Genomic DNA, 21,735 nt, shown 5'->3' on the forward strand with positions numbered 1-21,735 from the left:
TAATATAGGAAAGCACGCTCATGGAGACGGCTTTAGATGGTAGCCATATGAACAAAAACAATAATAAGTCTGAACCAAACCAATTAATTGATTCTATGGTTTGCGTGCTTATTGGTCACAGCATAGAGGCAATTACCAGCGCAGTAGTGCTGGCAAGTCTCGGTCAATGTGTGCATCTTTATGCAGACAAGGCGCTACTGACGCAGCAGATACAACAGTATGGTTTTGAGCATCATCTGCAAGCCCTATGGCAAATGTATGAGCAGCAGCAGGTCATTATCAGTAAGGAATTACCAGCTAGAGCCGATATGCTAATAAAAGGCTACGAAGCAGCCGGTCATAATAAAACTGATGCTCAAAATACGGTGACGCTTTATTGGTTGTTTTTAGATAGTATTAAGCCGTCGTGGATGGAAGACAGTTGGATTACCGCGTTTAATCAAAGCCATCAGCAGGCGCTACCTGTGATTATGAGCGGCATTGAGCAATTAGGCCATATAGCAGGGTTGGCTCATCGTTTACAACGTGCTTGGGTCTATTATGTGCCATTTGTATTTTTACAAGATGGCGATGCGTATAGCTCGATGTTGAACCCTTCGTTATGGCTACTGGGTGAAAAGACAGCAAGTAGTAGCCAGCACTTAAATGTGTTGAAGCCTTTAATGCAGCATGCACGCGCGACTCACCATGCTGATATCGCAACGATAGAGTTTGCTCGCAGTAGTATCATGGCGATGCTAGCGACTAGAGTGAGCTTTATGAATGAGATGTCACGTTTGGCTGATAGTCAAAATGTTGATATCAGTCAAGTCAGTCGTATCATGGGGTTGGATAATCGGGTAGGCAGCAGTTATCTAAAAGCAGGATGGGGGTTCGGTGGTAATACGTTGCCCACAGAGCTGGCTAAATTGCAACAATCAAGCCGTACACACAGTTTGGATATGCCTTTATTGCAATCTATCGTGCATATCAATGAAGATCAAAAAGAGCTGATATTCCGTAAATTCTGGCAATATTTCGATGGTTTTATCGATAATAAAACCGTGATGATTTGGGGCGGTAGTTATAAGTCAGGCTCAGGACGTACCGCTGGTTCAGCTATCCATCCGTTATTAGCATTACTATGGTCCTATAATATTCGCACACTGGTTTATAGTGATAAGGCACAGCACGAGCTTGCTGAGCTTTATCAGCAACAACCATTGCTTGAGCTTATTACTAGTCCCTATCAACAGCTTTGCGCTACCCATGCTATTTTTATCGTTAGTTGGTCACCACGAGATCAATTAGATATCGCCCAAATCAATCAACAAGCCATGCCAGTATTTGATGCGCAAAATGCCCTGACACGCTCGCAAATTAATAGCTTGATAGGTGACTATATGGGTATTGGTCGAACTAAATAGTTTGATTTAAGGTTTTCTGTGTATAAAAAAAGGCTCACTAATTTCTTATTAGCGAGCCTTTTTTTTGACTTATAATCAGAACTGTTTTACTGGGTTAATGACTTTATGCTGGTACGGCACCTTGCGTTGCTAGCCATTGCTGAATTTCTTGAGTTTTAGCAGCCAGTAATGGTTGATCACCGCGACTTTCGATATTTAATCTAATAAGTGGCTCGGTATTCGATGCTCGCAAATTAAAGCGCCACTCTCCAAAGTTAAGACTTAAACCATCGAGTGTCGATTTAACTGGTTGCTCATTGCTGAATTTGGCTTCAATTGCACTGATGATAGCCGGTGCATCATAGGTTGTGAGACGAAAGTTTAGCTCACCTGAGCTGGGATAGGCGGCAATGTAGCCTGTGACCAATTCGGACAGTGTTTTACCAGTGTTAGACAACAGCTCAATGGTCAATAACCATGGAATCATACCACTATCGCAATAGAAGAAGTCGCGAAAATAATGATGCGCAGACATTTCACCGCCATATACAGCACCTGAGTCACGCATGACTTGCTTGATAAATGAGTGTCCAGATTTACTGATGACAGCTTTACCGTTATGTTTCTCTATCACTGCTTCGGTATTATAAATCACTCGTGGATCATAGACGATTGATTCATTCGGGTATTTGTTTAAAAAAGCTTGAGCGAGCATACCGACGATATAGCTACCATCGATAAATTCACCACGTTCATCGAATAGGAAGCAGCGATCAAAGTCACCATCAAAGGCAATGCCAAGATCCGCGTTATTTTCCAAAACGGCTTGCTGGGTAGCCACTCTATTGGCTTCAATCATTGGATTAGGGATGCCGTTAGGGAAGCTACCATCTGGTGTATGATGCAATTTAATCACTTCAATCGGTGCTTCTGCTTGTGCTAACTTATCAATTAATAAATCGACCACAGGACCTGCACTACCATTGCCTGAATTAACGACCAGTTTGAGTGGTTTTAGTTTACCAGTATCAATAAAAGTCATAACATGATCGATGTACGCGCTTTTATCCGTCAATAACTGCAATTTGCCTGATTGATTATCCGTAGTGAACTGCCCAGATTCTGCCAGTGCTTGAATCTCTGCCAACCCATCATCAGCGCTGATTGGTTTTGAATGTTCTTTAACCAGTTTTAGGCCATTATAATTGATAGGGTTATGACTGGCAGTCACTTCGATACCACCTAACGCCTGATAGTGACTGGTGGCAAAATATACTTCTTCGGTACCACTCATGCCCAAATCAATCACATCAACGCCAGCATCCATCATACCAGTGATAGCGGCTTGTTTTAATTGCTCACTAGAGTGGCGAATATCACTACCGATAACGATAGCAGGTTTTAGAGTTGCTATATCATCGGCTTGAGTTTGAGCCGCTGCCTGATAACGTTGATATAAAATCTGTGCAAACGCGCGCCCGATACGGTAGGCAATCTCTTCATCGAGATTGACCCCAAGCTCACCCCGAATGTCATAGGCTTTAAATGAGCTGATAGTAATAGGGTCGAATGTCGCAGTTGGTTGATAGCTGGTGGTCGCAGAAGTGGACATAATGATAAAATTCCTCGCGCATGAGCGGTGGTAAAATGAAGAGGTTAGTAGCACAATTATAAGCCAAGCCATGTTCAATGATACACTAACTATTAGACGAATCAGCAAACAACACATAAAACGATAAGAGCCGCCCTTATGAGTATTTCAGACAATAAAGTTACCGTGCCTGTACCAGTACAAGGCACACCAGAAGCCACTGGCCAGCTTGATGATTTGTTAGCGTTGATGGCACGACTAAGGACAGATTGTCCGTGGGACAAAAAGCAAACCAACCATAGCCTTATTCCGTATGCCATTGAAGAGGCTTACGAGCTAGGCGAAGCGGTACAAAGCGAAGATGATGAAGACATCAAAGGTGAGCTTGGCGATGTGCTGCTGCAAGTGGTATTTCATTGTCAGATGTATGCGGAGCAAGGGCGCTTTGATATGAGTGATGTTATCAGCACTTTGCAAGATAAGCTGGTTCGTCGTCATCCACATGTGTTTGAATCCGAAACGCTTAAAGACGATGCAGCAGTAAAAGTACGCTGGGACGAAATCAAGCTTGAGGAGCAGCAGGCACGCGAAGCACGTGGTAAATCAAAGCGTCGCTTAGATCAAGTCAAAGCGGGTAGTGCTTTGATGCAGGCGCAGGATGTACAAAAGCAAGCGTCAAAGTTGGGTTTTGATTGGGAAGGTATTGCAGGTGCCGTAGATAAGCTAGACGAAGAGATTGCTGAGCTAAAACATGAGCTAACAGATAAGTCTACAATCGAGGTCAAAGCTAACATCAGAGAGGTCGAAAAAGAATTAGGCGACTGTATGTTTGCACTGGTCAATGTCGCACGCAAATTAAATTTGGATGCAGAGACAGCAACCTTAACCTGCGTGCACAAGTTTAAATCTCGCTTTGGTTATATTGAAACGCAATTGGCTGCTACTGGCAAGCGTATTGAAGACAGTGATATAACAGAAATGGATGCACTGTGGGAAGCAGCGAAACAACATGAACGCTCATCGTAAATTTTCATTTGCCAGCTTACTGACGACCACCGCTTTTAGTCTCCTATTGTCTGTGGTCGCACTCAGTAATGCGAATGCAGATCCTTGTTTTGACGACCCTCAGCGTGCCTATGAGTATTTAATCGCAAGAGAAAAAGCTATCACACAAGCGCGTGAGCAGAAAGTCATCAATATCAATCGAGCTAATGAAGGTGAGCTGGTTTCGTTAGATGGTATCGGTAGCAGTAAAGCGCAGGCGATAATTTTATATCGTGACATGTTTGGCGATTTTAAGACAGTGGACGAGTTAGCAAAGGTGAAAGGTATCGGTGCAAAAACAGTCGAGAAAAACCAAAGACGTTTAAGTGTGCGTGATTAATGGCGGTGTTTTGCATTAATTAACCCCAATATTGACAAAATAGCATGTAAGTAAATGTCATAACACCCCCAGTAGGTCCAAAATTTGTTAAACTAGCGGGTACATCCGCCTGATAAACGCTGTGTTATTCAGGGGTAGTTAAAGAATACCGGCGAGGAGTAGATGCATGGCCGAGCGTGCCGCCAAGCAGTTAGAACTGAACAAATCTGAATTACCCAATTCCATTACTGAAGTGATTGCCACATTGACCCGTGCTGGGTTTGATGCGTATATCGTCGGTGGTGGTGTGCGCGATACTTTATTAGGTCTGCGCCCGAAAGACTTTGATGCCGTCACCGATGCCAAGCCGCATGAGATTAAAGATGTCTTTGGTAAGCGCTGCCGCATTATCGGTCGCCGCTTCCAGTTAGCGCATGTGTATTCAGGTCGCGAGTTGATTGAAGTTGCTACTTTCCGTGGTCCACCAACCAGTGATGCTAATACCAATCAAGACGGTATGATTCTGCGCGACAATGTTTGGGGCGATATTCAACAAGATTTCTCCCGTCGCGATTTCTCTATCAATGCGCTTTATTATCAACCGCTCAAAGGCATCGTTCATGATTTCTGCGGCGCGCTTGATGATATTGATAACAGAATCATTCGTCTATTGGGCAATGCGCCAGTACGTATCGAAGAAGATCCTGTGCGCTTGCTCCGTGCCTTACGTTTCAAAGCCAAGTTAGGTTTTGAATTTGATGAAGCGTTGTCCGAGCAGTTCAATGACGGGAACTGGGCGCTGCTTGAGCAAATATCACCGCATCGTCTCTATGATGAAACGCAAAAGATGTTTACTGGTGGCTATCTAGTACCCCTGTTGCCATTATTGTTTGAATCAGGTGCGATTGATAGTCTCATTATCTATCCACCGTCTGAGCCAAGTGCTTTAGTCAATCAGGTAGCTATCAATACCGATAAGCGTATTGCAGCGGGCAAGAGTATCAACCCTGCGTTCTTCTATGCTGCCTTACTGTGGGAAAATTACCTACATCAATTAGCAAAAGCTAAGAAACGTAATATGCCGTTTGCCGAAGCGCAAATGCATGCGGCTGGCAAAGTCATCGACCGTCAGCGTATCAAAACCGCTATTCCGAAATTTGCTGAGCAATTCATTCGAGATATCTGGATATTGCAGCCAAAACTTGCAGCCCCACGTAGCAAACAGATCGTTCAGCTATCAGAGCATCCGCGTTTCCGTGCGGGCTTTGACTTTTTATTATTACGTGAGCAGTGCGGCGATGCTGAGCATCCGCTATCAGAGTCAACCAACGATATGGGTGACTGGTGGCAGACGTATCAAACCTTGTCTGAACAAGAGCAACAGCAGGCGATTGATGAGTTTGACGAAAATATTCGCCGAGGTGCTTATAAAAAAGGGCAACGTGGTCGCGGACGTAATCGTCAAGAATCAAAAACACAGACTACTGATAATGCAGCACCTAATCAGAACAGTACAAAGCAAAACAAAGCTGATGACCGTGCTGAAAAAGGTAGAAATGATCAAACAATGGTAAATGATTCGTCAAATATTCCAGCCCGTCGTCGCCGTGCTGCCAGCCAATCTAAAGCTAGTCGCAATGACAGCGGAAGACACAACGTGCAGCAAATAGAGCAAGACAATAACGAGCTTGCTCAGCTACAGCAGTTGTCTCTTGCTAATAACAAGCAATCGGCAAGCCAACACGCAAAGCCTAAGCCACTATTTATTATCGAGCACGAGAACGTTGTGCCGCCATTGCAGAAGCAACTGGCAGCTGATGATACGTCGAAGCGCAACAAAGCACCTGTACGAAAGCCAGCACCAACCAATCAAGAAGCTCCAAAGCAAGCGGTTAAGTCTGAACGCTCAAATAACGTTCAGCCGTCTAATACTAATCAGGTATCAGCTAGTCAGGCTAGACCAGCTCGCTCGATCGCAAGATCACCTGCGTTAGTCAGTATGAATAACGAGCCGATCCCGCATAAACGTCGCCGTCGCCAACCTACTGTAGATAGTGCGAGCAATATCGAAGTACAAGGCAGTAATGATTCGAAGGACAGTAGTAATCGAGCACAGCCAAAGGTAAAGTATGTGAAAAAAGCGCCTAAACCTGCAGTTGAAGCGTCTGATAAAAGCGATACTAAAAGTGTAAAGGAGGTAGGTAGCAAGGCAGTAGATAGCAAAGACGCGACAAAAACCGCTGCACCTACGAGAGCCAGGAAATCGGTGAAAGCAACTACTGCAAAGGCTGCTAAAGCGAAGCAAGATACAAATGATCAGATGCCTGCTGTGAAAGTAACTGATAACAAAGGCCCTGTACCGTCGAAGCGCCGCCGCCGTCAGCCTAGTACTGAAAGTGCATAATATGGATAACAGTACAGATAATAGTAACTGGGTTACCTGTTATGTGGGCTTGGGTAGCAACCTCGCTAATGAGCTGGGTTCGCCTACCGATCATTTGCAGCATGCGCTTGCAGTAATGCGAGCACATGAGCAGGTACGTGAAGTAAGTGTATCTTCTTTTTATGCTTCAGCACCGATGGGGCCACAAGACCAGCCGGATTTTGTCAATGCAGTAGTTGGTTTTGAGACAACGTTTGCCCCTTACGAGCTGCTTGCTTTTTGTCAGCAGTTAGAGAGTATGGCCAAGCGAGCACGTTTACGCCGTTGGGGTGAACGTAGTCTGGATGTTGATATTTTGCTATACGGTGAGATACAGATTACTGATCCAACACTGACAATACCGCATGCTGGCTTAAGTGAGCGCAATTTTGTCTTAATACCACTGCGAGAGTTGGCACCAAATTTAACCATCGCAGGTAAGTCGATAAGTGACTATTCACAAAGTCGCGATTGGACAGGTTTAACATTACTATCAAGCGATTGATTATAAATAACTAATGCTAAGTAACAGGTGATTGGGGTATTGGTCTAAGACTTCTCGATCATAGCTCTGATAGTAGCAATATCGATAATCAAAGGCATTGCAGATTAATTGAGGGTCATATGACAACATTATCTACTCTAAATAAGTTTAAAAAAGAAGGTACCAAGTTCACTTGCTTGACCTGTTATGACTCGATGTTTGCACGAATGATGGAAAAAGCCGAAATTGATACGATTTTAATTGGGGATAGCTTGGGCATGGTTGTACAAGGCCATGACTCGACACTACCTGTGACAGTCAATGATATGGCTTATCACACCGCCAATATTGCCCGTAGTAACAAACACGCGCTGATATTGGCTGACCTACCGTTTATGAGTTATGTGACACTACCAGAAGCCGTTGCTAATAGCCGCACACTAATGCAAGCAGGGGCGCATGTCGTAAAAATCGAAGGTGGTAGCGAGCTGTGTGAATTGGTAACGACCTTGGCGCAAGCAGGTACACCAACTTGTGTGCATCTTGGTTTGACTCCGCAATCAGTCAACGTGTTTGGTGGCTATAAAATTCAAGGTCGCGGTGATGAAGCGGCTGATAAACTGCTTGCTGATGCCAAAGCAGTCGTCGATGCTGGTGCTGCATTACTAGTACTAGAATGTGTTCCAGCCGCGCTTGCAAAAGCCGTTACTGAAGCCGTTGCCGTGCCAGTTATCGGTATTGGTGCTGGAGCCGATACTGATGGTCAGGTATTGGTTATGCACGATATGCTAGGTATGGCGCATGGCCGAGTCCCACGTTTTATCCATGATTTTTTAACAGATGAGCGTAATAGTGCTCACAGTATCGAAGGTGCTTTTGCGCTCTATCAGCAGTCAGTACGCGAAGGTAGCTTCCCGACTGAGCAGCACCAATTTAGCTGATTTTGAAGTTATCAAAGTTATCAAAGTTATTTAAGCTATTGAACAACAGAACGTTTGAATAGAAGAAAAGTAATCATGTCTCCAATTATTTATCATGATATCTCGTCATTACGTGAAGCGCTTCAGCCTTATCGTGGCCAGCAATGTGACAAACAAGACCGTCAGCAGCGCATTGCGCTAGTACCAACGATGGGTAATCTGCATGACGGTCATCTTGAGCTAGTAAAAATTGCCAAGCAGCATGCAGATATAGTGGTGGTCAGTATCTTCGTTAACCCCACTCAGTTTGGCGTCGGGGAAGATTTTGACAGCTATCCGCGTACATTAGATGCAGATGTGGCTAAGCTTGCAACAGTGGATGCAGATTATGTGTTTGCACCTAGTATTGATGCAATGTATCCAGTATTACCACCACCTACTGCTGTATTGGCTGGTGCTATTGCCAATCAGTTATGTGGTCAATCACGTCCTGGACACTTTGATGGTGTTGGTATTGTTGTCGCTAAACTATTCAATATCGTACAACCAGATGTGGCAGTATTTGGACAAAAAGACTATCAGCAACTTGCTATCATTAAGCAGTTGGTACGTGACTTGAGTTATCCTATTAGTATCATTGGCGCACCTATTGTTCGTGCTAATGATGGCTTAGCGCTATCATCGCGCAATCAATACTTAAGTGCAAATGAGCGTCAAGTTGCCCCTGTATTACATCAAGCATTGCAAGAATTAGCGCAGATTTTGAAAAGTACGGCTCTTAGTCAGCAAGCGTTTGATAAGCTATTAGTAGATACGCGGACACGTATTAGTGACGCAGGTTTTATTATTGATTATCTGGAAATAAAGACTGAGGAGCTGGATTCTGTCGTAAGTGACTCTAAAACCTTTAATACAGAGAACAAAAATATCGTTATTTTAGTCGCAGCATGGCTAGGAAAAGCGCGTTTGTTGGACAATCAATCGGTAGCGGTAAATTAGCTTTTATGACATAGCAGTAGACTAGATATAATAGACTTGGATGAGTAGATCATGGGTGTAAGTCAGGATCAAAATAGTAATGCGGCAGCAACAATAGCGGATCAGACGTCTACGAATAAGCTCAGTATATTGGTGGTCTCAGGGCGTTCAGGATCTGGTAAAACCTCAGTATTGAATATCTTAGAAGACCTAGGCTATTACTCTATTGATAACCTACCGCTGTCTTTGTTGCCTAATGCTGCTCATAAACTGGTCAATGAAAGCGGCATTCATCGTATTGCGCTGGGTGTCGATATTCGAACGCCACGTGCTGATTTATCTAACTTTGCGGTGACGTATGCTTCTCTCAAGGAGACTTATGGGTCTCATGCGGTACAGATTTTATATGTGACTGCACAAGAGAGTACGCTGATAGCTCGTTTCAATGCGACGCGACGCGTACATCCGCTAATGTCACAAGATATTGATAGTGATAACGCTAAGCATATTGCCTTTAATTTACCCGCTGCTATCAAAAAGGAAGTTGAGCTATTAGAGCCAATTGCTAGTCACGCTGATATTAGGATTGATACCAGTAGCCTAAATATCCATCAGTTAAAAGACAGCTTGCGTGAACACATAGGTATGGACAACCAGATTGTCATCAATCTACTGTCTTTCGGTTTTAAATACGGTAGCCCCATTGATGCTGACTTTGTATTCGACGTTAGAATTCTACCGAATCCGCATTGGAACCCTGAATTACGTGACTCGACAGGTCTGGATACTGAGGTAGGCGCATTCTTCTTAGATTATCCAGAAGTAGCAGAAATGATGGGTGATATTGATAAGTTTTTGACCCGTTGGCTACCGGAGTTTTTGCACAATAATCGTCATACGGTCACGGTTGCCATAGGTTGTACGGGCGGCAAACATCGCTCTGTTTTTATCACTGATCATCTACAACGCCGCCTTACTGATGCCATGCCTAAAGGTGTGAAGGTATTGGCAAAACACCGCGAAAAAAGTCGCTGGTAGTGATATCAGACACTATTTAATTTATTAATTATTATTTTGGAAAGCTTTTATGATCGACTGGAAAGAACAGGACATGCGCGTTTCGCGCACAGAACTCAAAAAAGCTCATGAGCGCTTGCAGCAGTTATCGATACCGCTTGCTAGCTTATCGAAAAAACAGCTAAAAGCCTTACCTGCTAGTGATTATTTTATGGCAGAACTAATGGCATTGGCTGATATCACTAGCGCCAATGCTCGTAATCGTCAGACCAAACGTGTTGGCAAGCTTATGATTGAAGAGAATCGTCATGAGCTGATAAAGGCACTATTTGATGCGTTTTTTCCTAAAGAGCAAGTTTCAAAAATAGAGAGCTGGTACGAGCGTCTGAATATCAATGATGAAGGTACGCTCAAGCAGTTTGTGAAGCAATATAAAGCTTCTGAGCATCACAGTATGTATCAGTTATTATTGTGGATAGAGTATGCCAAACACATGCAAGATGATGAGTTGCTGGCAGAATCTAAAGCAGATTTGGCAAGTTATATACGTGAAGTGGCTATTTTATCGCAGCTGAAGAAATAATACCTACACCAAGCTAGAAGGTTATTAATTGAAAGATTATTAGTTGACAGGTTAGTAGTTAAAAAATGAATAGCTAAAATGTTAAGATGCAAAAAAGCCAATCAATTTATGATTGGCTTTTTTGTGCATGACGTACGGATGTACTGTGCGTTATGTCTATTATTCAAGTATTTATTGCTTGAGTTATTTCTTTTCAGCACGGGCTTTGTCGACCAAGTAGTCGACGACTTTAGGTACTTTAGCACTCTCACCAGTGACTACATATTTGCCTTGCACCACCACAGCTGGTACGCCAGAAAGCTGATAACGTTTAGCGCCTTCTTGTGAGCGACCAATTTTTGTACCAACAGCGAATGAGTTATATAGGCTGTTAAATTTCTTTTCATTCACGCCTTTTGACGCGTACCATTTGCTTAGTGACGCTTGATCAAACAGTTTTTTACCATCTTTGTGGATAGCATCAAATAATGCAGAATGAGTTTTGTCTTCGAACCCTAAAAGCTGAGCCGCATAAAAACCGCGTGCATTGGCTTCCCAAACAGGGTTAAGTGCCGCTGGTGTTTTGAAGAATACGACATCTTTGTCTTTAGTCTTTGCCCATTTTTCCATATGCGGATCAAGCACATTACAATGTGGGCAACCATACCAAAAGAATTCACGAACAATGATAGCATCACCGCTGATTTTCTCTGGGTTGTCTAGCACACGGTAATCTTTTCCAGCGACATAGTCTGCAGCTCGTGCGCCCATAGAGGCAAGTCCAATGGCCATGGCTAGACCAGTCAGTGTGATGACACGTTTCATACTTTATCCTTGAGGTGTGGAGACTTAGAATGGGTTAAGAGGTTTGTGTCTATATGGTTATTAAACATGTGACACTCTAAAATATATAGCTTTTAAAGCGTCTAAACCAGACAGTGTCGAGTATAATCGAACAATAACAAAGTATCGACTATGATAACGTAAAATGTATGTACTTGTGAATCGCATTCTTAACCGATAGTTGTAAAGCTGTTAGCTATTATTTAAGGTATATTGCTTGTTACTTTTTGAATCTACTGTTTCTCAAGTGTCTGCTTTATTTCTATATGGAACTTAAAAGATTCAAAAGTATCAGAATGCGATATTGTCACAAGGATACGTATCTTTTCTATATCAAGATACTGCCCAAAAAACAGGGTAAAGTTTAAGCCTATTCACAATCGGTGACGATGTGCTTACGACAAAACTGCTACTCTCATGCTAATATTAAGCACATAATCGTGCACTGTAAACGATAACAACGATAGTGACAATCAAGGAACATACCATGAGCTCTGCTTTAAATTCTTCATCAACTTCGAGTGATCAAAATAATAATAGCGCTTTCAATAGTACAGAGTCTACCACCATCAACGTAGATCCTAGCGAAGTCGAAAAATTTAATAACTTGGCGAGTGAGTGGTGGAGCAACACAGGGGCGTTTGCAACGCTACACGAGATCAATCCATTACGTTTAAACTGGATAGAAGAAAACGTCAAACGTGGCTATCAAAACGATGCTAATAAAACCACTGAGCAAGGACTTTCTGGCAAAAAAGTACTCGATGTAGGGTGCGGCGGCGGAATATTGTCAGAATCTATGGCACGCCGCGGTGCTGATGTGACAGGAATTGATTTAGGTACAGAAAACCTAAAAGCTGCTGCGTTACATGCAGAGCGAAGCCAGTTAGAGAATACGCTTCGCTATCAGCATATACCCGTTGAAGAGTTGGCAAAAACACATGCTGGTCAGTTTGATGTAGTGACTTGTATGGAGATGCTAGAGCACGTGCCAGATCCTAGCTCGATCGTGCAGGCTTGTTATGAGTTGTTAGCTCCTGGCGGTGTCTGTGTACTATCAACGATTAATCGCAATCCTAAGTCTTATCTGTTTGCCATCGTTGGTGCAGAGTATGTACTGCGGTTGCTTGATCGCGGCACCCATGACTATGCCAAATTTATCACGCCAGCAGAATTAGACAAAATGGCACTCAATACTGGATTTGTTCGTCAGGATATTATCGGTTTGCATTATAATCCGCTGACCAAACGCTACTGGCTTGCCCAAAACGTCGATGTTAATTATATGATAGCCGTACAAAAGCCATTGGTTTAATGCTGCACGCAGCCATTTATTTGCCATACTTTCACTAAACACGTCATCAATCTCAAGAGCATTCACTATGACCCAATTTGTAAAAGCTGTTTTATTTGACCTTGATGGGACATTAATCGATACTGCTGCTGATTTTGTTCGTATCATTGGTAAAATGAGTCTCGAAAATGACTGGCAGGCACCGCCTGAAGCGGAAATCCGCGAGCAAGTCTCTGCGGGTGCCTCGGCCATGGTGCAATTGATGCTAAGACATAACGATCAACTCGAAGTCAGCGAGGAAGCATTGCTTGAGTTTCGTCAGCAGTTCTTAGATGATTATGAAGCAGATATCTGTGTCGATAGCTGCGTGTTTCAGGCGCTTGAAGCGGTACTGACTGAACTTGAAGCAAAGGGTGTGCCGTGGGGTATCGTTACCAACAAGCCGCGTTATTTAGCTGAAAAGCTATTAAGTGAGATGCAACTGGATCAGCGCTGTGCAGTTTTGGTCTGTCCAGATGATGTATCTCGCACCAAACCAGACCCAGAGCCAATGTATATGGCGCTAGAAAAACTTGGTATCCCACGAGGGGCGGCAGGCTGCGTACTTTATGTCGGTGATCATGTGCGTGATATTGAAGCTGGCAATGCCGCTGGCATGCCAACGATTTTGGCTGCTTATGGATATATTCCACCTGAAGATCAAAAGTCTTTGAAAAAATGGGGCGCCGACTATATTACGGATACGCCTGAGCAGTTAAACAAATTACTGCTATCGTCTGGTAAGTTTGAGTATTTATAGACTGCTACATATCACCAGATTTACAACCATAAGCACATATCCTCAACGATTTAATGATAAGTAGTGAGCAATGCCATGAGTGACAATAATAACCAACCAGTCGATCCACAAGACAATAAACAAACTGTTCAAAGTCCTATTCAGCCTTTGACTCATGATGATATTCGTAACTTTGTACCGTCCAGTAATTGCCTAGATGGTAAGACTATTTTGGTAACAGGAGCGGGGGATGGTATTGGCCGTGTTGCCGCATTGACCTATGCGCGTTATGGCGCCACTGTCTTATTGTTAGGACGCACTAGCAGCAAGCTTGAGTACGTCTACGATGAGATTGAGAGTCTTGGTGGTAAGCAGCCTGCTATGTTGCCGATGAATCTAGAAGGGGCAACTTACGCCGAAATGCAGCAGCTCGAAGGGCTAATCAATAAAGAAGTCGGCCAGTTAGATGGTATCTTACATAATGCTGGTGTATTAGGACAACTGACGCCGCTTGAGATGTATGACGTCGATACTTTTGCCCAAGTGATGAAAGTTAATTTCACAGCGACTTTTATGCTGACTCAAGCGTTATTGCCACTGCTCAAAGATGCAGATCATGGCTCTGTTGTTTTCACCTCTAGCACTGTAGGTACACATCCTCGCGCATTTTGGGGGGCTTATGCACTTTCCAAACAAGCAGTAGAAGGTATGAGTGATATCTTTACTCAAGAGACGCAGAACACAACCAATCTGCGTTTTAACTGTGTTAATCCAGGTGGTACTCGTACGAATATGCGTGCGCATGCGTATCCAGGTGAAAATCCTATGAGCTTAAAAACACCTGAAGATATCATGGCAGGCTATGTCTGTCTGATGAGTGATGAAAGCATTGGTGTACGCGGTCAAGTGATTGAGCTACAACCAAAAGACTAGTGGCGAAGTTTTAAGTTGAGTCGAAATAACTGCGTCATTCTTTATGGATGATTTTATACACTATCGCAGGTTGCAATTAACCGTAGCTAGCCCCATCTATTTGTTATTAAAGACATTTGTATTGTCTGATTATAATGAATAAAAAATAGGATAAGATTATGGCAGGTGGCTGGTCAAGAGATGGTGCTGAGCACGAACAAATGGATGCAACTGTAAATGATGCATTAGAGCGAGCGCGACGTTCGTTACCGACAGGTGTAAGTGCTGAGCTGTGTGACGAATGTGGTAAGCCTATTCCAGAGGCAAGGCGACTGGCAGTGCCCGGTATTCAGCATTGTGTTAGCTGTCAGACGGAGCTTGAGCAAGAGGCAAAAGCGGCTGAACTGTTTAATCGTCGTGGTAGTAAAGACAGCCAATTGCGTTAAAAAATAGTTAGGGCGTGTCCTCAATTCAATCGATAGTCATCTAAATGGGTTAAAAATGGCTAAATCTTGCCAAACGGCGTCAAATAGCTGACTAATATCTCGATATTATCTGCGCTATTTTCCTTGTTTGACTGCGACTTATCTCATTTTTATCACCATTTTTAAAATGAGGACACGCCCTAGTTGCGTTGAAAAAAGAAAGGGCGGATATTGCTAGACAAAAAATAGCAGTGCCCGCCTTTTTTTTGTCTGTTGCTATATAACCAGTGCCATCAGTTCGTGATCGCACTCTTCCCAATCTATCAAGGCTAGTGACACTTTGGCATCATTCTCAGTTTCTGATTTTCCTGTAGCTTTATCGACAGCATGTGTATCGACAGTATTGCCTAATTGCAAAATAATTTCCAATCGACTATCCGTCTGTGGGTCAATAGTTCTGGTGGTTAGACTACCAGGGTTAAAATTGATCTTCATCCATCCATCAGAAGTATGTACCACGCCTTTGATGCGTTCCCAGTTTGGCAATGCTAACAACCAATTCTGTAAATCGTCAGCGTTTAGTATGTAGTGAGCGGGTAGGCGCCATCCAGCCAATTGAAAATCTTGCTGCTCTTCATGGTAGCGATAGGGTAGATCACTATCAGCACTGGTCTGAGGATTGGCCTGAGCCTCGCTCTCATCGGTAGATAGACTCGATGATGACGCAGTTGCTAAAGAATTGGCTGGAGACTGTAAACCAATAATCGATTTTTTAGGATTAGAGATAGTGACTTTTCGTTGATTCGAAATGATAGAACTGGGCTGATTAAGTTGGTCGTTTAACGTAGACAAGTATGTATCTGCTACAAGTTTATCTGCTACAAGTTTATTTGCTACAAGTTTATTTGCTACAAGTTTATTTGCTACAAGTTTATTTGCTACAAGTTTATTTGCTACAAACTTATCTGATGAATTGACATCTGATGAGTCTGTTGTCTCAGTTGCTGTTAGTTCTGATGCTGCCCAAATGATTTTTACTTGTGAATTGAGCTTGGTTATCCATTCTACCAAGACCTGTTTTTCGCTAGTATCTAATTGGGTATAACGATTGATGACCAGCACATCGGCATCGCGGACATGCGCTTGATAACCATCATGATCACGATACCTAATCTGTTGCCACTGCTCGCCACTTAGCACGGTTATGACAGCATTCATTTTTAGGGCAGTTTGCCAATGCGGCGCACTGAGTTGTAATATCAGCTCACGTGGATGAGCCAACCCTGTGGGCTCAATGAGTAATCGCTGTGGATGATGGTCACTGAGCAGACGACTGATTGCAATCTGTAAGGGCAGCTGACTGGTGCAGCAAATACAGCCACCACTGACCTCACGAATGGCGATGTTTTTTTGCTCAAGATCGTTATCTTGGGAGCTTGCTAGGAGTGCGCCATCAATACCGATACGACCAAACTCATTGATTAAGAGAGCCCAGCGTTCGTCATCAGGTTTTGTGGCCAGTAACTGATTAATTACGGTGGTTTTACCAGCACCTAAAAACCCTGTCACTAACGTGCAGGGTATGTTTTGAAAAATAATAGGGTTTTTCACAGGTATGCTCATCATATCGGCACGTGTTTATGAATAACCAAACACGGCCTATATTAAAAGAAATGTCATCAGTCAAAGGTTATTCACTCTTGACGGTTTCTACCTCAGCTTCATCAGGAACGAACACGTAGCCAACGCCCCATACGGTCTGGATATAACGTGCTTGTGAAGGGTTGTCTTCAATCAGACGACGCAGACGTGATACTTGAACGTCGATAGAGCGCTCCATCGCACCCCATTCACGACCACGGGCAAGGTTCATCAACTTATCGCGGGTCAATGGCTCACGTGGATGCTGTACGAGCGCTTTTAGTACTGAAAACTCACCTGTCGTCAAAGTGACTACGTTACCATCACGTTTGAGCGTACGAGTCGATAGATCTAGTGTCCATGGACCAAATTCAACCACTTCTAATTGGTGACTTGGTGCACCTGGCAACTCACGGTTTTGACGACGTAATACAGCTTTGATACGAGCCAACAGCTCTTTTGGGTTAAAAGGCTTAGGTAGATAGTCATCTGCACCCGCTTCTAGACCGGCGATACGGTCAGCATCGCCACCTTTGGCAGTCAACATAATGATAGGAATATCTGCATTGTCATCACGCAGACGCTTACAGATACTGATACCGTCTTCGCCTGGCAGCATCAAATCGAGTACGACCAAAGAGAAAAGCTCACGTTGCATGAGTTTGTCCATCTGACTGCCGTCATGAGCGGTACGAACGACAAAACCGTCGTCTTCTAGGAAGCGTTGCAACAAAGAGCGCAGACGAGCGTCATCATCGACGACTAAAATACGCTGAGTCAACGTGTCAGGGCTGTTGTTATCAGTCATACAGGCATCCTTTTATAAAAATTATTGTTATCAGAAACTACAAGTAAATAGCTATGAGCAAAAACACTGCCATTAATTATCATTATTTAATTATTGGTTACGAATAAGCACTTCATAAAATTAAAAACTATTGTTCAATATGTCAGCACATATCAATATTTGTGTTATTGATACTTTAGTGTATAAGATTGCACCGAGAATTGCATCACCCATGATAATAAATGCTGTATGCGTTTGTTTAACAAGTCCATAGGATGTGTGATATAGAATGATTTGCGTCCTAAAATGCGCAATAAATAACGAAAAGATAAAAAGGATTTTTATTCATGCAGCTTTTGCTATAATGCAAAGCTACATTTCTCAACGATTGATACGTATATGAGTAGCACTGATACCTTAACGTCATCTCAAACCTCGACAAATGCACAGGTTTTAGATGCAACCACACACGCGAATATTCACGACAAGCTTGCTCGCGCGCTTGGCATTAAGACTGCTCAAGTCAATGCGTTTGTCAAACTTTATGATGAAGGCGCGACGGTTCCTTTTATTGCGCGTTACCGCAAAGAAAAGACTCAGAATCTTGATGATGCGCAGCTGCGTGCTTTAGAGAAGTCTCTTAATTATGAGCGTGACATGGCAACACGTCGCCTCAAAATTACTGAGCTGCTAAGCACACAGGGCAATCTGAATGAAGAGCTACAGATGCGTATCGATAACGCGACGTCTAAGCTTGAGCTTGAAGACATCTATCTGCCATATCGTCCGCGTCGTCGTTCACCTGCTGCCAAAGCTCGTGCCGCTGGTCTTGATACTGCTGCCCAAGCAGTCTTGACCCAAGAAATAACTCCGACAGATGCCTTGGCTGATTATCAAGTCCAGTCAAGTATCACTGATGACAGTGGTAATGAAATCGAAGTTGATTTTAGCGATATTGAAAAACAACTCGCTGGCGTACAAGCGATTATCGTTGATGAATGGACACAAGCATTGGGCTTGTTGGACAACTTGCGCAGTGGCTTTGCCAAGACTGCTAGTATCGTATCGAGCGTTGCAAGCGAAGAAAAGCGCGAAGTTGGCGAGAAATTCAAAGACTACTTTGAGCATAGCGAAAGCCTTGCTCGACTGCCAAATCATCGCCTATTAGCAATGTTACGCGGTCGTCAAGAAAACGTCTTGGGTCTAAAGATTGAAGGCGAAGACGCACCATTTATCGAAAAAATTATCAATCATTTCGATGTTGATGCCAAAGCGCCAGCAGCCCGCCGTGAGTTTTTGTCAGAGGCAGCCAGTAGCTTGTGGAAAGACAAATGGCGTCCGCATATCGAGCACCGCTTGTTAACTGAAAAGCGCCTAGCCGCAGAAGCGGATGCGATTGATGTGTTCGCTAGCAACTTACAGCATTTGCTAATGTCTGCACCTGCAGGTCCTAAAGTAATCTTAGGTGTCGATCCTGGTATCCGTCATGGCGTAAAAATGGCCATCGTTGATGCGCAAGGTCATGTCATGTCAGATAGCGAAGAGAAGCCCGTCATAGCGACAGTGTATCCGTTTGCACCTGATAATAAGATGGATGAAGCCAAGAAAGTCATCGATGCGCTGTTGAGCACTTATAACGTTGATTTGGTCGCTATCGGTAATGGTACGGCAAGTCGCGAAACAGATGCGATGATCAAAGAGATTTTGGCTGCGAACGATGCACTAAAAGCCAAAGCTGTCATAGTTAATGAGTCGGGTGCGTCTGTTTATTCAGCGAGTGAACTTGCTAGTGATGAGCTGGCCAATCTAGATGTTTCTGTACGCGGTGCAGTTTCTATCGCACGTCGCTTACAGGATCCATTGTCAGAGCTTGTTAAAGTTGATCCAAAAGCCATTGGCGTTGGTCAATATCAGCATGACGTCAATCAAAACCAGCTTGCAGACAGTCTTGATAAAGTAACCCAAGACAGCGTGAATGCCGTGGGTGTGGATGTAAACACAGCCAGCCCAGCTATCTTAGCTCACATCGCAGGTCTTAACCGCAATGTGGCGCAGCAAATCGTCACTTATCGCAAAGAGCACGGTGCATTTGATAGCCGTGAAGCGCTTAAAAACGTCCCACGTCTAGGCGCTAAGACATTTGAGCAAGCAGCCGGTTTCTTGCGTATTCATAATGGTAGCAATCCATTAGATGCCACTGGTGTGCATCCAGAGAGCTATGCATTGGTTGATAGCTTGCTTGTACAAGCGGGCAAGCCACTGTCAGAAGTCATCGGTAATGATGGCGTGTTAAATACGATTGATACGACTACACTGGCTGCTAACGACGATAATGTCAGCGTAAAAGCGATTATCGAAGAGCTAGCTAAACCTGCTCGTGATCCTCGTCCTGAGTTTAAAACGGCCAATTTCCGTGATGACGTCAATAGTATCAAAGATTTGAGCGAAGGCATGACGTTAGAAGGGGTGGTCACTAACGTAACGGCCTTTGGTTGTTTCGTTGATGTCGGTGTGCATCAGGATGGCTTGGTACATATCTCGCAGATGGCCAATGACTTTGTCGCAGATCCTATGAACCGTGTCAAACCTGGTGATATCGTATCGGTACGGGTTATCTCTATCGATGAAAAACGTGGTCGTATCGGCTTTAGCATGAAACCTGAATCTGAAAAACCTGTACGTACGGCTGCCAAGTCTACGACAGCTAGTATAGATGGCGAGAAAACCAGTCGTTCACGCAATAATAACGCAAATAGTGACCGTCCAAATAATAGCCGTCCAGCTGCTGACAAACGTCCGTCTAAGCCGCATGGCAAGCGTCAGGATAAAGACAACGCGAGCAATCGTAGTAAGCCAGTAAAAAATGATAAAGCTGAAGCCCCAAGTAAAATGGGTACACTCGGCGCTTTATTACAAGAAGCTGGCGTGACTAAAACTAAGAAATAAACACTGCTAACAACAGCTAAAATTTATAGTTTGGTATAACAAAAAAGGCAGCCATATGGCTGCCTTTTTATATAAGTAATATGCTTACAAACTAATCAACTATACTAACTATTTGCTTAGCGTGATACAGCGATACGACGGTTTTCTTTAAACTGTACGTTTGCTGGCTGAGTAGCTAATAACTCACCACGCTTGTCTTTTTTCTTTTCTTGCAAAGTACTGGCAGCATCTGCAACTTTATTCTCAGTAGCCGCTTCACCAGCGATCAAAGGCTGATAGTCTGCATTGCTATGTTGCATGTTAAGCGCTTGAGCGTTCTGTACAGGAGCCTGAGCGGTTGTAGCATTAGTCATTGCTGCCGCATTGGTTGTTGCCTGAGCGTTGTTCATCAAAGCTGCATTATCATCTCTTGCTGCATCATCCATATCGTCAGCTTCGTCATTCATTTCATCTGCTTCATTACCCATGTCCATATCGACATCAGCAGTGTTTGACTCTTCGACATCTACAGCGCCAGGTTGGGTCGCTAACAACTCACCATCAGGACCTTCTATTTCAGCCTGTAAAGTGCTCTCGACAGCAGCATTACGCATATCTGCTGGCATTAGATCGCTATTGTTAACGGGTGCTGCCATTGCCATAGTTGGTAATACAAGGCTGGCACCGACGATTAATGATAAAACATTCTTTTTCATTATAGAACTCCATGATACATAATTAGCAATAGTTAAAAACGATAACTCATATTTAATGATGAGCCGTTTTTATTTAAAGGTGTCTGTAAATACTGTATGCAAATTATCAACGATGTAGTTTATATTTCAGTAGCAAACTCATTAAGGTTCTAACAGTTTAATGTTTTCTTGTGACGTTATGAAACTGCCATACCTAAAGTCTAGCTGATATTTTAACTTCTATATTCCCCAAAACTCATTAGTAGCAAAGGTTGATTGTGTTATTATAACTGTTAATAAGTGAGTCTGTTAATAATAAATATCTACCGACTTCTCTAGTATTGAGAATATGAATATTTGATTGCTCATAGTTGTTATTTGAACTTAGATAACTGTTATTAATAGTTTTTTGAGTGCTATTTGTCAGTATTACAGAGACTTTCATCAGTAGTTTTTATTTATAATTCAAAACCAGTGTTTAGATAATTATCAGATTTTAGTACATAAGTTTTTTGATGATATACATTTAATTAAACTAATGTTTACATATAATTTTTCTACAATATTTATGAAACGATAGTAGCAATATAGTAGATCTTTTATAAAAGTGGTACAGTCGTTTTAAAACAAGCGAAAAGTAAAAAGATTATGACTTATTCAGCAGACTTCCGTGCTCAAGTGATTAAAAGTGTTAAACAACAAGATATGAGTAT

At 43.1% G+C, this 21,735-nt stretch carries 19 protein-coding genes; 14 read left to right on the forward strand and 5 right to left on the reverse strand.

Annotated elements, in window-relative coordinates:
* Nucleotides 1-20 precede the first annotated feature (20 nt).
* The gene (locus tag JMX07_RS03390) at nucleotides 21-1,406 is read left to right on the forward strand and encodes a UDP-glucose/GDP-mannose dehydrogenase family protein (protein WP_201606296.1); all 1,386 of its coding nucleotides are present in this window, start codon (nucleotides 21-23) and stop codon (nucleotides 1,404-1,406) included.
* Between the two features lie 103 nt (nucleotides 1,407-1,509).
* Here JMX07_RS03390 and JMX07_RS03395 read toward each other — a convergent pair whose 3' ends face one another.
* Nucleotides 1,510-2,997 (reverse strand): phosphomannomutase CpsG, encoded by a 1,488-nt coding sequence (locus JMX07_RS03395; RefSeq protein WP_201606297.1) that lies wholly within the window; start codon nucleotides 2,995-2,997, stop codon nucleotides 1,510-1,512.
* A gap of 138 nt (nucleotides 2,998-3,135) precedes the next feature.
* Between JMX07_RS03395 and mazG the strand changes: the two genes are divergently transcribed.
* The 8 genes from mazG to yjgA all read left to right on the forward strand — a co-directional run bounded on the left by mazG (nucleotide 3,136) and on the right by yjgA (nucleotide 10,743).
* On the forward strand, nucleotides 3,136-4,002 hold the full coding sequence (gene mazG / locus JMX07_RS03400) for a nucleoside triphosphate pyrophosphohydrolase (protein WP_201606298.1): 867 nt from the start codon (nucleotides 3,136-3,138) through the stop codon (nucleotides 4,000-4,002).
* Nucleotides 3,986-4,360 carry a ComEA family DNA-binding protein gene (locus JMX07_RS03405; protein WP_201556048.1) on the forward strand — a complete coding sequence of 125 codons (375 nt, stop codon included), beginning with the start codon at nucleotides 3,986-3,988 and terminating at the stop codon, nucleotides 4,358-4,360. Before mazG ends, JMX07_RS03405 begins: the two co-directional genes overlap by 17 nt.
* A gap of 166 nt (nucleotides 4,361-4,526) precedes the next feature.
* The gene (gene pcnB / locus JMX07_RS03410) at nucleotides 4,527-6,743 is read left to right on the forward strand and encodes a polynucleotide adenylyltransferase PcnB (RefSeq protein ID WP_201606299.1); all 2,217 of its coding nucleotides are present in this window, start codon (nucleotides 4,527-4,529) and stop codon (nucleotides 6,741-6,743) included.
* A gap of 1 nt (nucleotide 6,744) precedes the next feature.
* On the forward strand, nucleotides 6,745-7,266 hold the full coding sequence (gene folK, locus JMX07_RS03415) for a 2-amino-4-hydroxy-6-hydroxymethyldihydropteridine diphosphokinase (protein ID WP_201606300.1): 522 nt from the start codon (nucleotides 6,745-6,747) through the stop codon (nucleotides 7,264-7,266).
* Nucleotides 7,267-7,385: 119 nt separating this feature from the next.
* The gene (panB, locus tag JMX07_RS03420; RefSeq protein WP_201606301.1) at nucleotides 7,386-8,186 is read left to right on the forward strand and encodes a 3-methyl-2-oxobutanoate hydroxymethyltransferase; all 801 of its coding nucleotides are present in this window, start codon (nucleotides 7,386-7,388) and stop codon (nucleotides 8,184-8,186) included.
* A 75-nt stretch (nucleotides 8,187-8,261) separates the two neighbouring features.
* Nucleotides 8,262-9,164 carry a pantoate--beta-alanine ligase gene (gene panC / locus JMX07_RS03425; RefSeq protein WP_201606302.1) on the forward strand — a complete coding sequence of 301 codons (903 nt, stop codon included), beginning with the start codon at nucleotides 8,262-8,264 and terminating at the stop codon, nucleotides 9,162-9,164.
* 51 nt (nucleotides 9,165-9,215) lie between these two features.
* Nucleotides 9,216-10,181, forward strand: coding sequence for an RNase adapter RapZ (rapZ, locus tag JMX07_RS03430; RefSeq protein ID WP_201606303.1), 966 nt, complete (start codon nucleotides 9,216-9,218; stop codon nucleotides 10,179-10,181).
* 49 nt (nucleotides 10,182-10,230) lie between these two features.
* Nucleotides 10,231-10,743 carry a ribosome biogenesis factor YjgA gene (gene yjgA / locus JMX07_RS03435; RefSeq protein WP_057757930.1) on the forward strand — a complete coding sequence of 171 codons (513 nt, stop codon included), beginning with the start codon at nucleotides 10,231-10,233 and terminating at the stop codon, nucleotides 10,741-10,743.
* A gap of 183 nt (nucleotides 10,744-10,926) precedes the next feature.
* Here yjgA and JMX07_RS03440 read toward each other — a convergent pair whose 3' ends face one another.
* The gene (locus tag JMX07_RS03440; RefSeq protein ID WP_201606304.1) at nucleotides 10,927-11,547 is read right to left on the reverse strand and encodes a thiol:disulfide interchange protein DsbA/DsbL; all 621 of its coding nucleotides are present in this window, start codon (nucleotides 11,545-11,547) and stop codon (nucleotides 10,927-10,929) included.
* A 505-nt stretch (nucleotides 11,548-12,052) separates the two neighbouring features.
* On the opposite strand from JMX07_RS03440, the gene ubiG reads away from it, so the two are divergent.
* The 4 genes from ubiG to JMX07_RS03460 all read left to right on the forward strand — a co-directional run bounded on the left by ubiG (nucleotide 12,053) and on the right by JMX07_RS03460 (nucleotide 14,995).
* A complete protein-coding gene (ubiG, locus tag JMX07_RS03445) occupies nucleotides 12,053-12,880 on the forward strand; it encodes a bifunctional 2-polyprenyl-6-hydroxyphenol methylase/3-demethylubiquinol 3-O-methyltransferase UbiG (protein WP_201606305.1) in 828 nt (275 codons plus the stop codon).
* 67 nt (nucleotides 12,881-12,947) lie between these two features.
* A complete protein-coding gene (locus JMX07_RS03450; RefSeq protein ID WP_101204604.1) occupies nucleotides 12,948-13,658 on the forward strand; it encodes an HAD family hydrolase in 711 nt (236 codons plus the stop codon).
* Nucleotides 13,659-13,733: 75 nt separating this feature from the next.
* Entirely contained in the window at nucleotides 13,734-14,570 is an 837-nt protein-coding gene (locus JMX07_RS03455) for a YciK family oxidoreductase (protein WP_227684600.1), read from the forward strand.
* Between the two features lie 158 nt (nucleotides 14,571-14,728).
* Nucleotides 14,729-14,995: a DksA/TraR family C4-type zinc finger protein gene (locus tag JMX07_RS03460; protein WP_101204603.1), complete on the forward strand. Its 267-nt coding sequence runs from the start codon at nucleotides 14,729-14,731 to the stop codon at nucleotides 14,993-14,995.
* A gap of 255 nt (nucleotides 14,996-15,250) precedes the next feature.
* On the opposite strand, the gene JMX07_RS03465 is transcribed toward JMX07_RS03460, so the two are convergent.
* The gene (locus tag JMX07_RS03465) at nucleotides 15,251-16,585 is read right to left on the reverse strand and encodes a CobW family GTP-binding protein (RefSeq protein WP_227684601.1); all 1,335 of its coding nucleotides are present in this window, start codon (nucleotides 16,583-16,585) and stop codon (nucleotides 15,251-15,253) included.
* Between the two features lie 79 nt (nucleotides 16,586-16,664).
* Complete coding sequence (gene ompR, locus JMX07_RS03470; protein ID WP_201606306.1) at nucleotides 16,665-17,423, reverse strand: two-component system response regulator OmpR; 759 nt, start codon at nucleotides 17,421-17,423, stop codon at nucleotides 16,665-16,667.
* 378 nt (nucleotides 17,424-17,801) lie between these two features.
* Between ompR and JMX07_RS03475 the strand changes: the two genes are divergently transcribed.
* Nucleotides 17,802-20,348 (forward strand): Tex family protein, encoded by a 2,547-nt coding sequence (locus JMX07_RS03475; RefSeq protein WP_201606307.1) that lies wholly within the window; start codon nucleotides 17,802-17,804, stop codon nucleotides 20,346-20,348.
* A 116-nt stretch (nucleotides 20,349-20,464) separates the two neighbouring features.
* Here the strand turns inward: JMX07_RS03475 and JMX07_RS03480 are convergent, their stop codons facing one another.
* Nucleotides 20,465-21,043, reverse strand: coding sequence for a hypothetical protein (locus JMX07_RS03480; RefSeq protein WP_201606308.1), 579 nt, complete (start codon nucleotides 21,041-21,043; stop codon nucleotides 20,465-20,467).
* Nucleotides 21,044-21,735 lie beyond the last annotated feature (692 nt).

Source organism: Psychrobacter immobilis (assembly GCF_904846235.1).
In the GTDB taxonomy this organism is placed as follows: domain Bacteria; phylum Pseudomonadota; class Gammaproteobacteria; order Pseudomonadales; family Moraxellaceae; genus Psychrobacter; species Psychrobacter immobilis_C.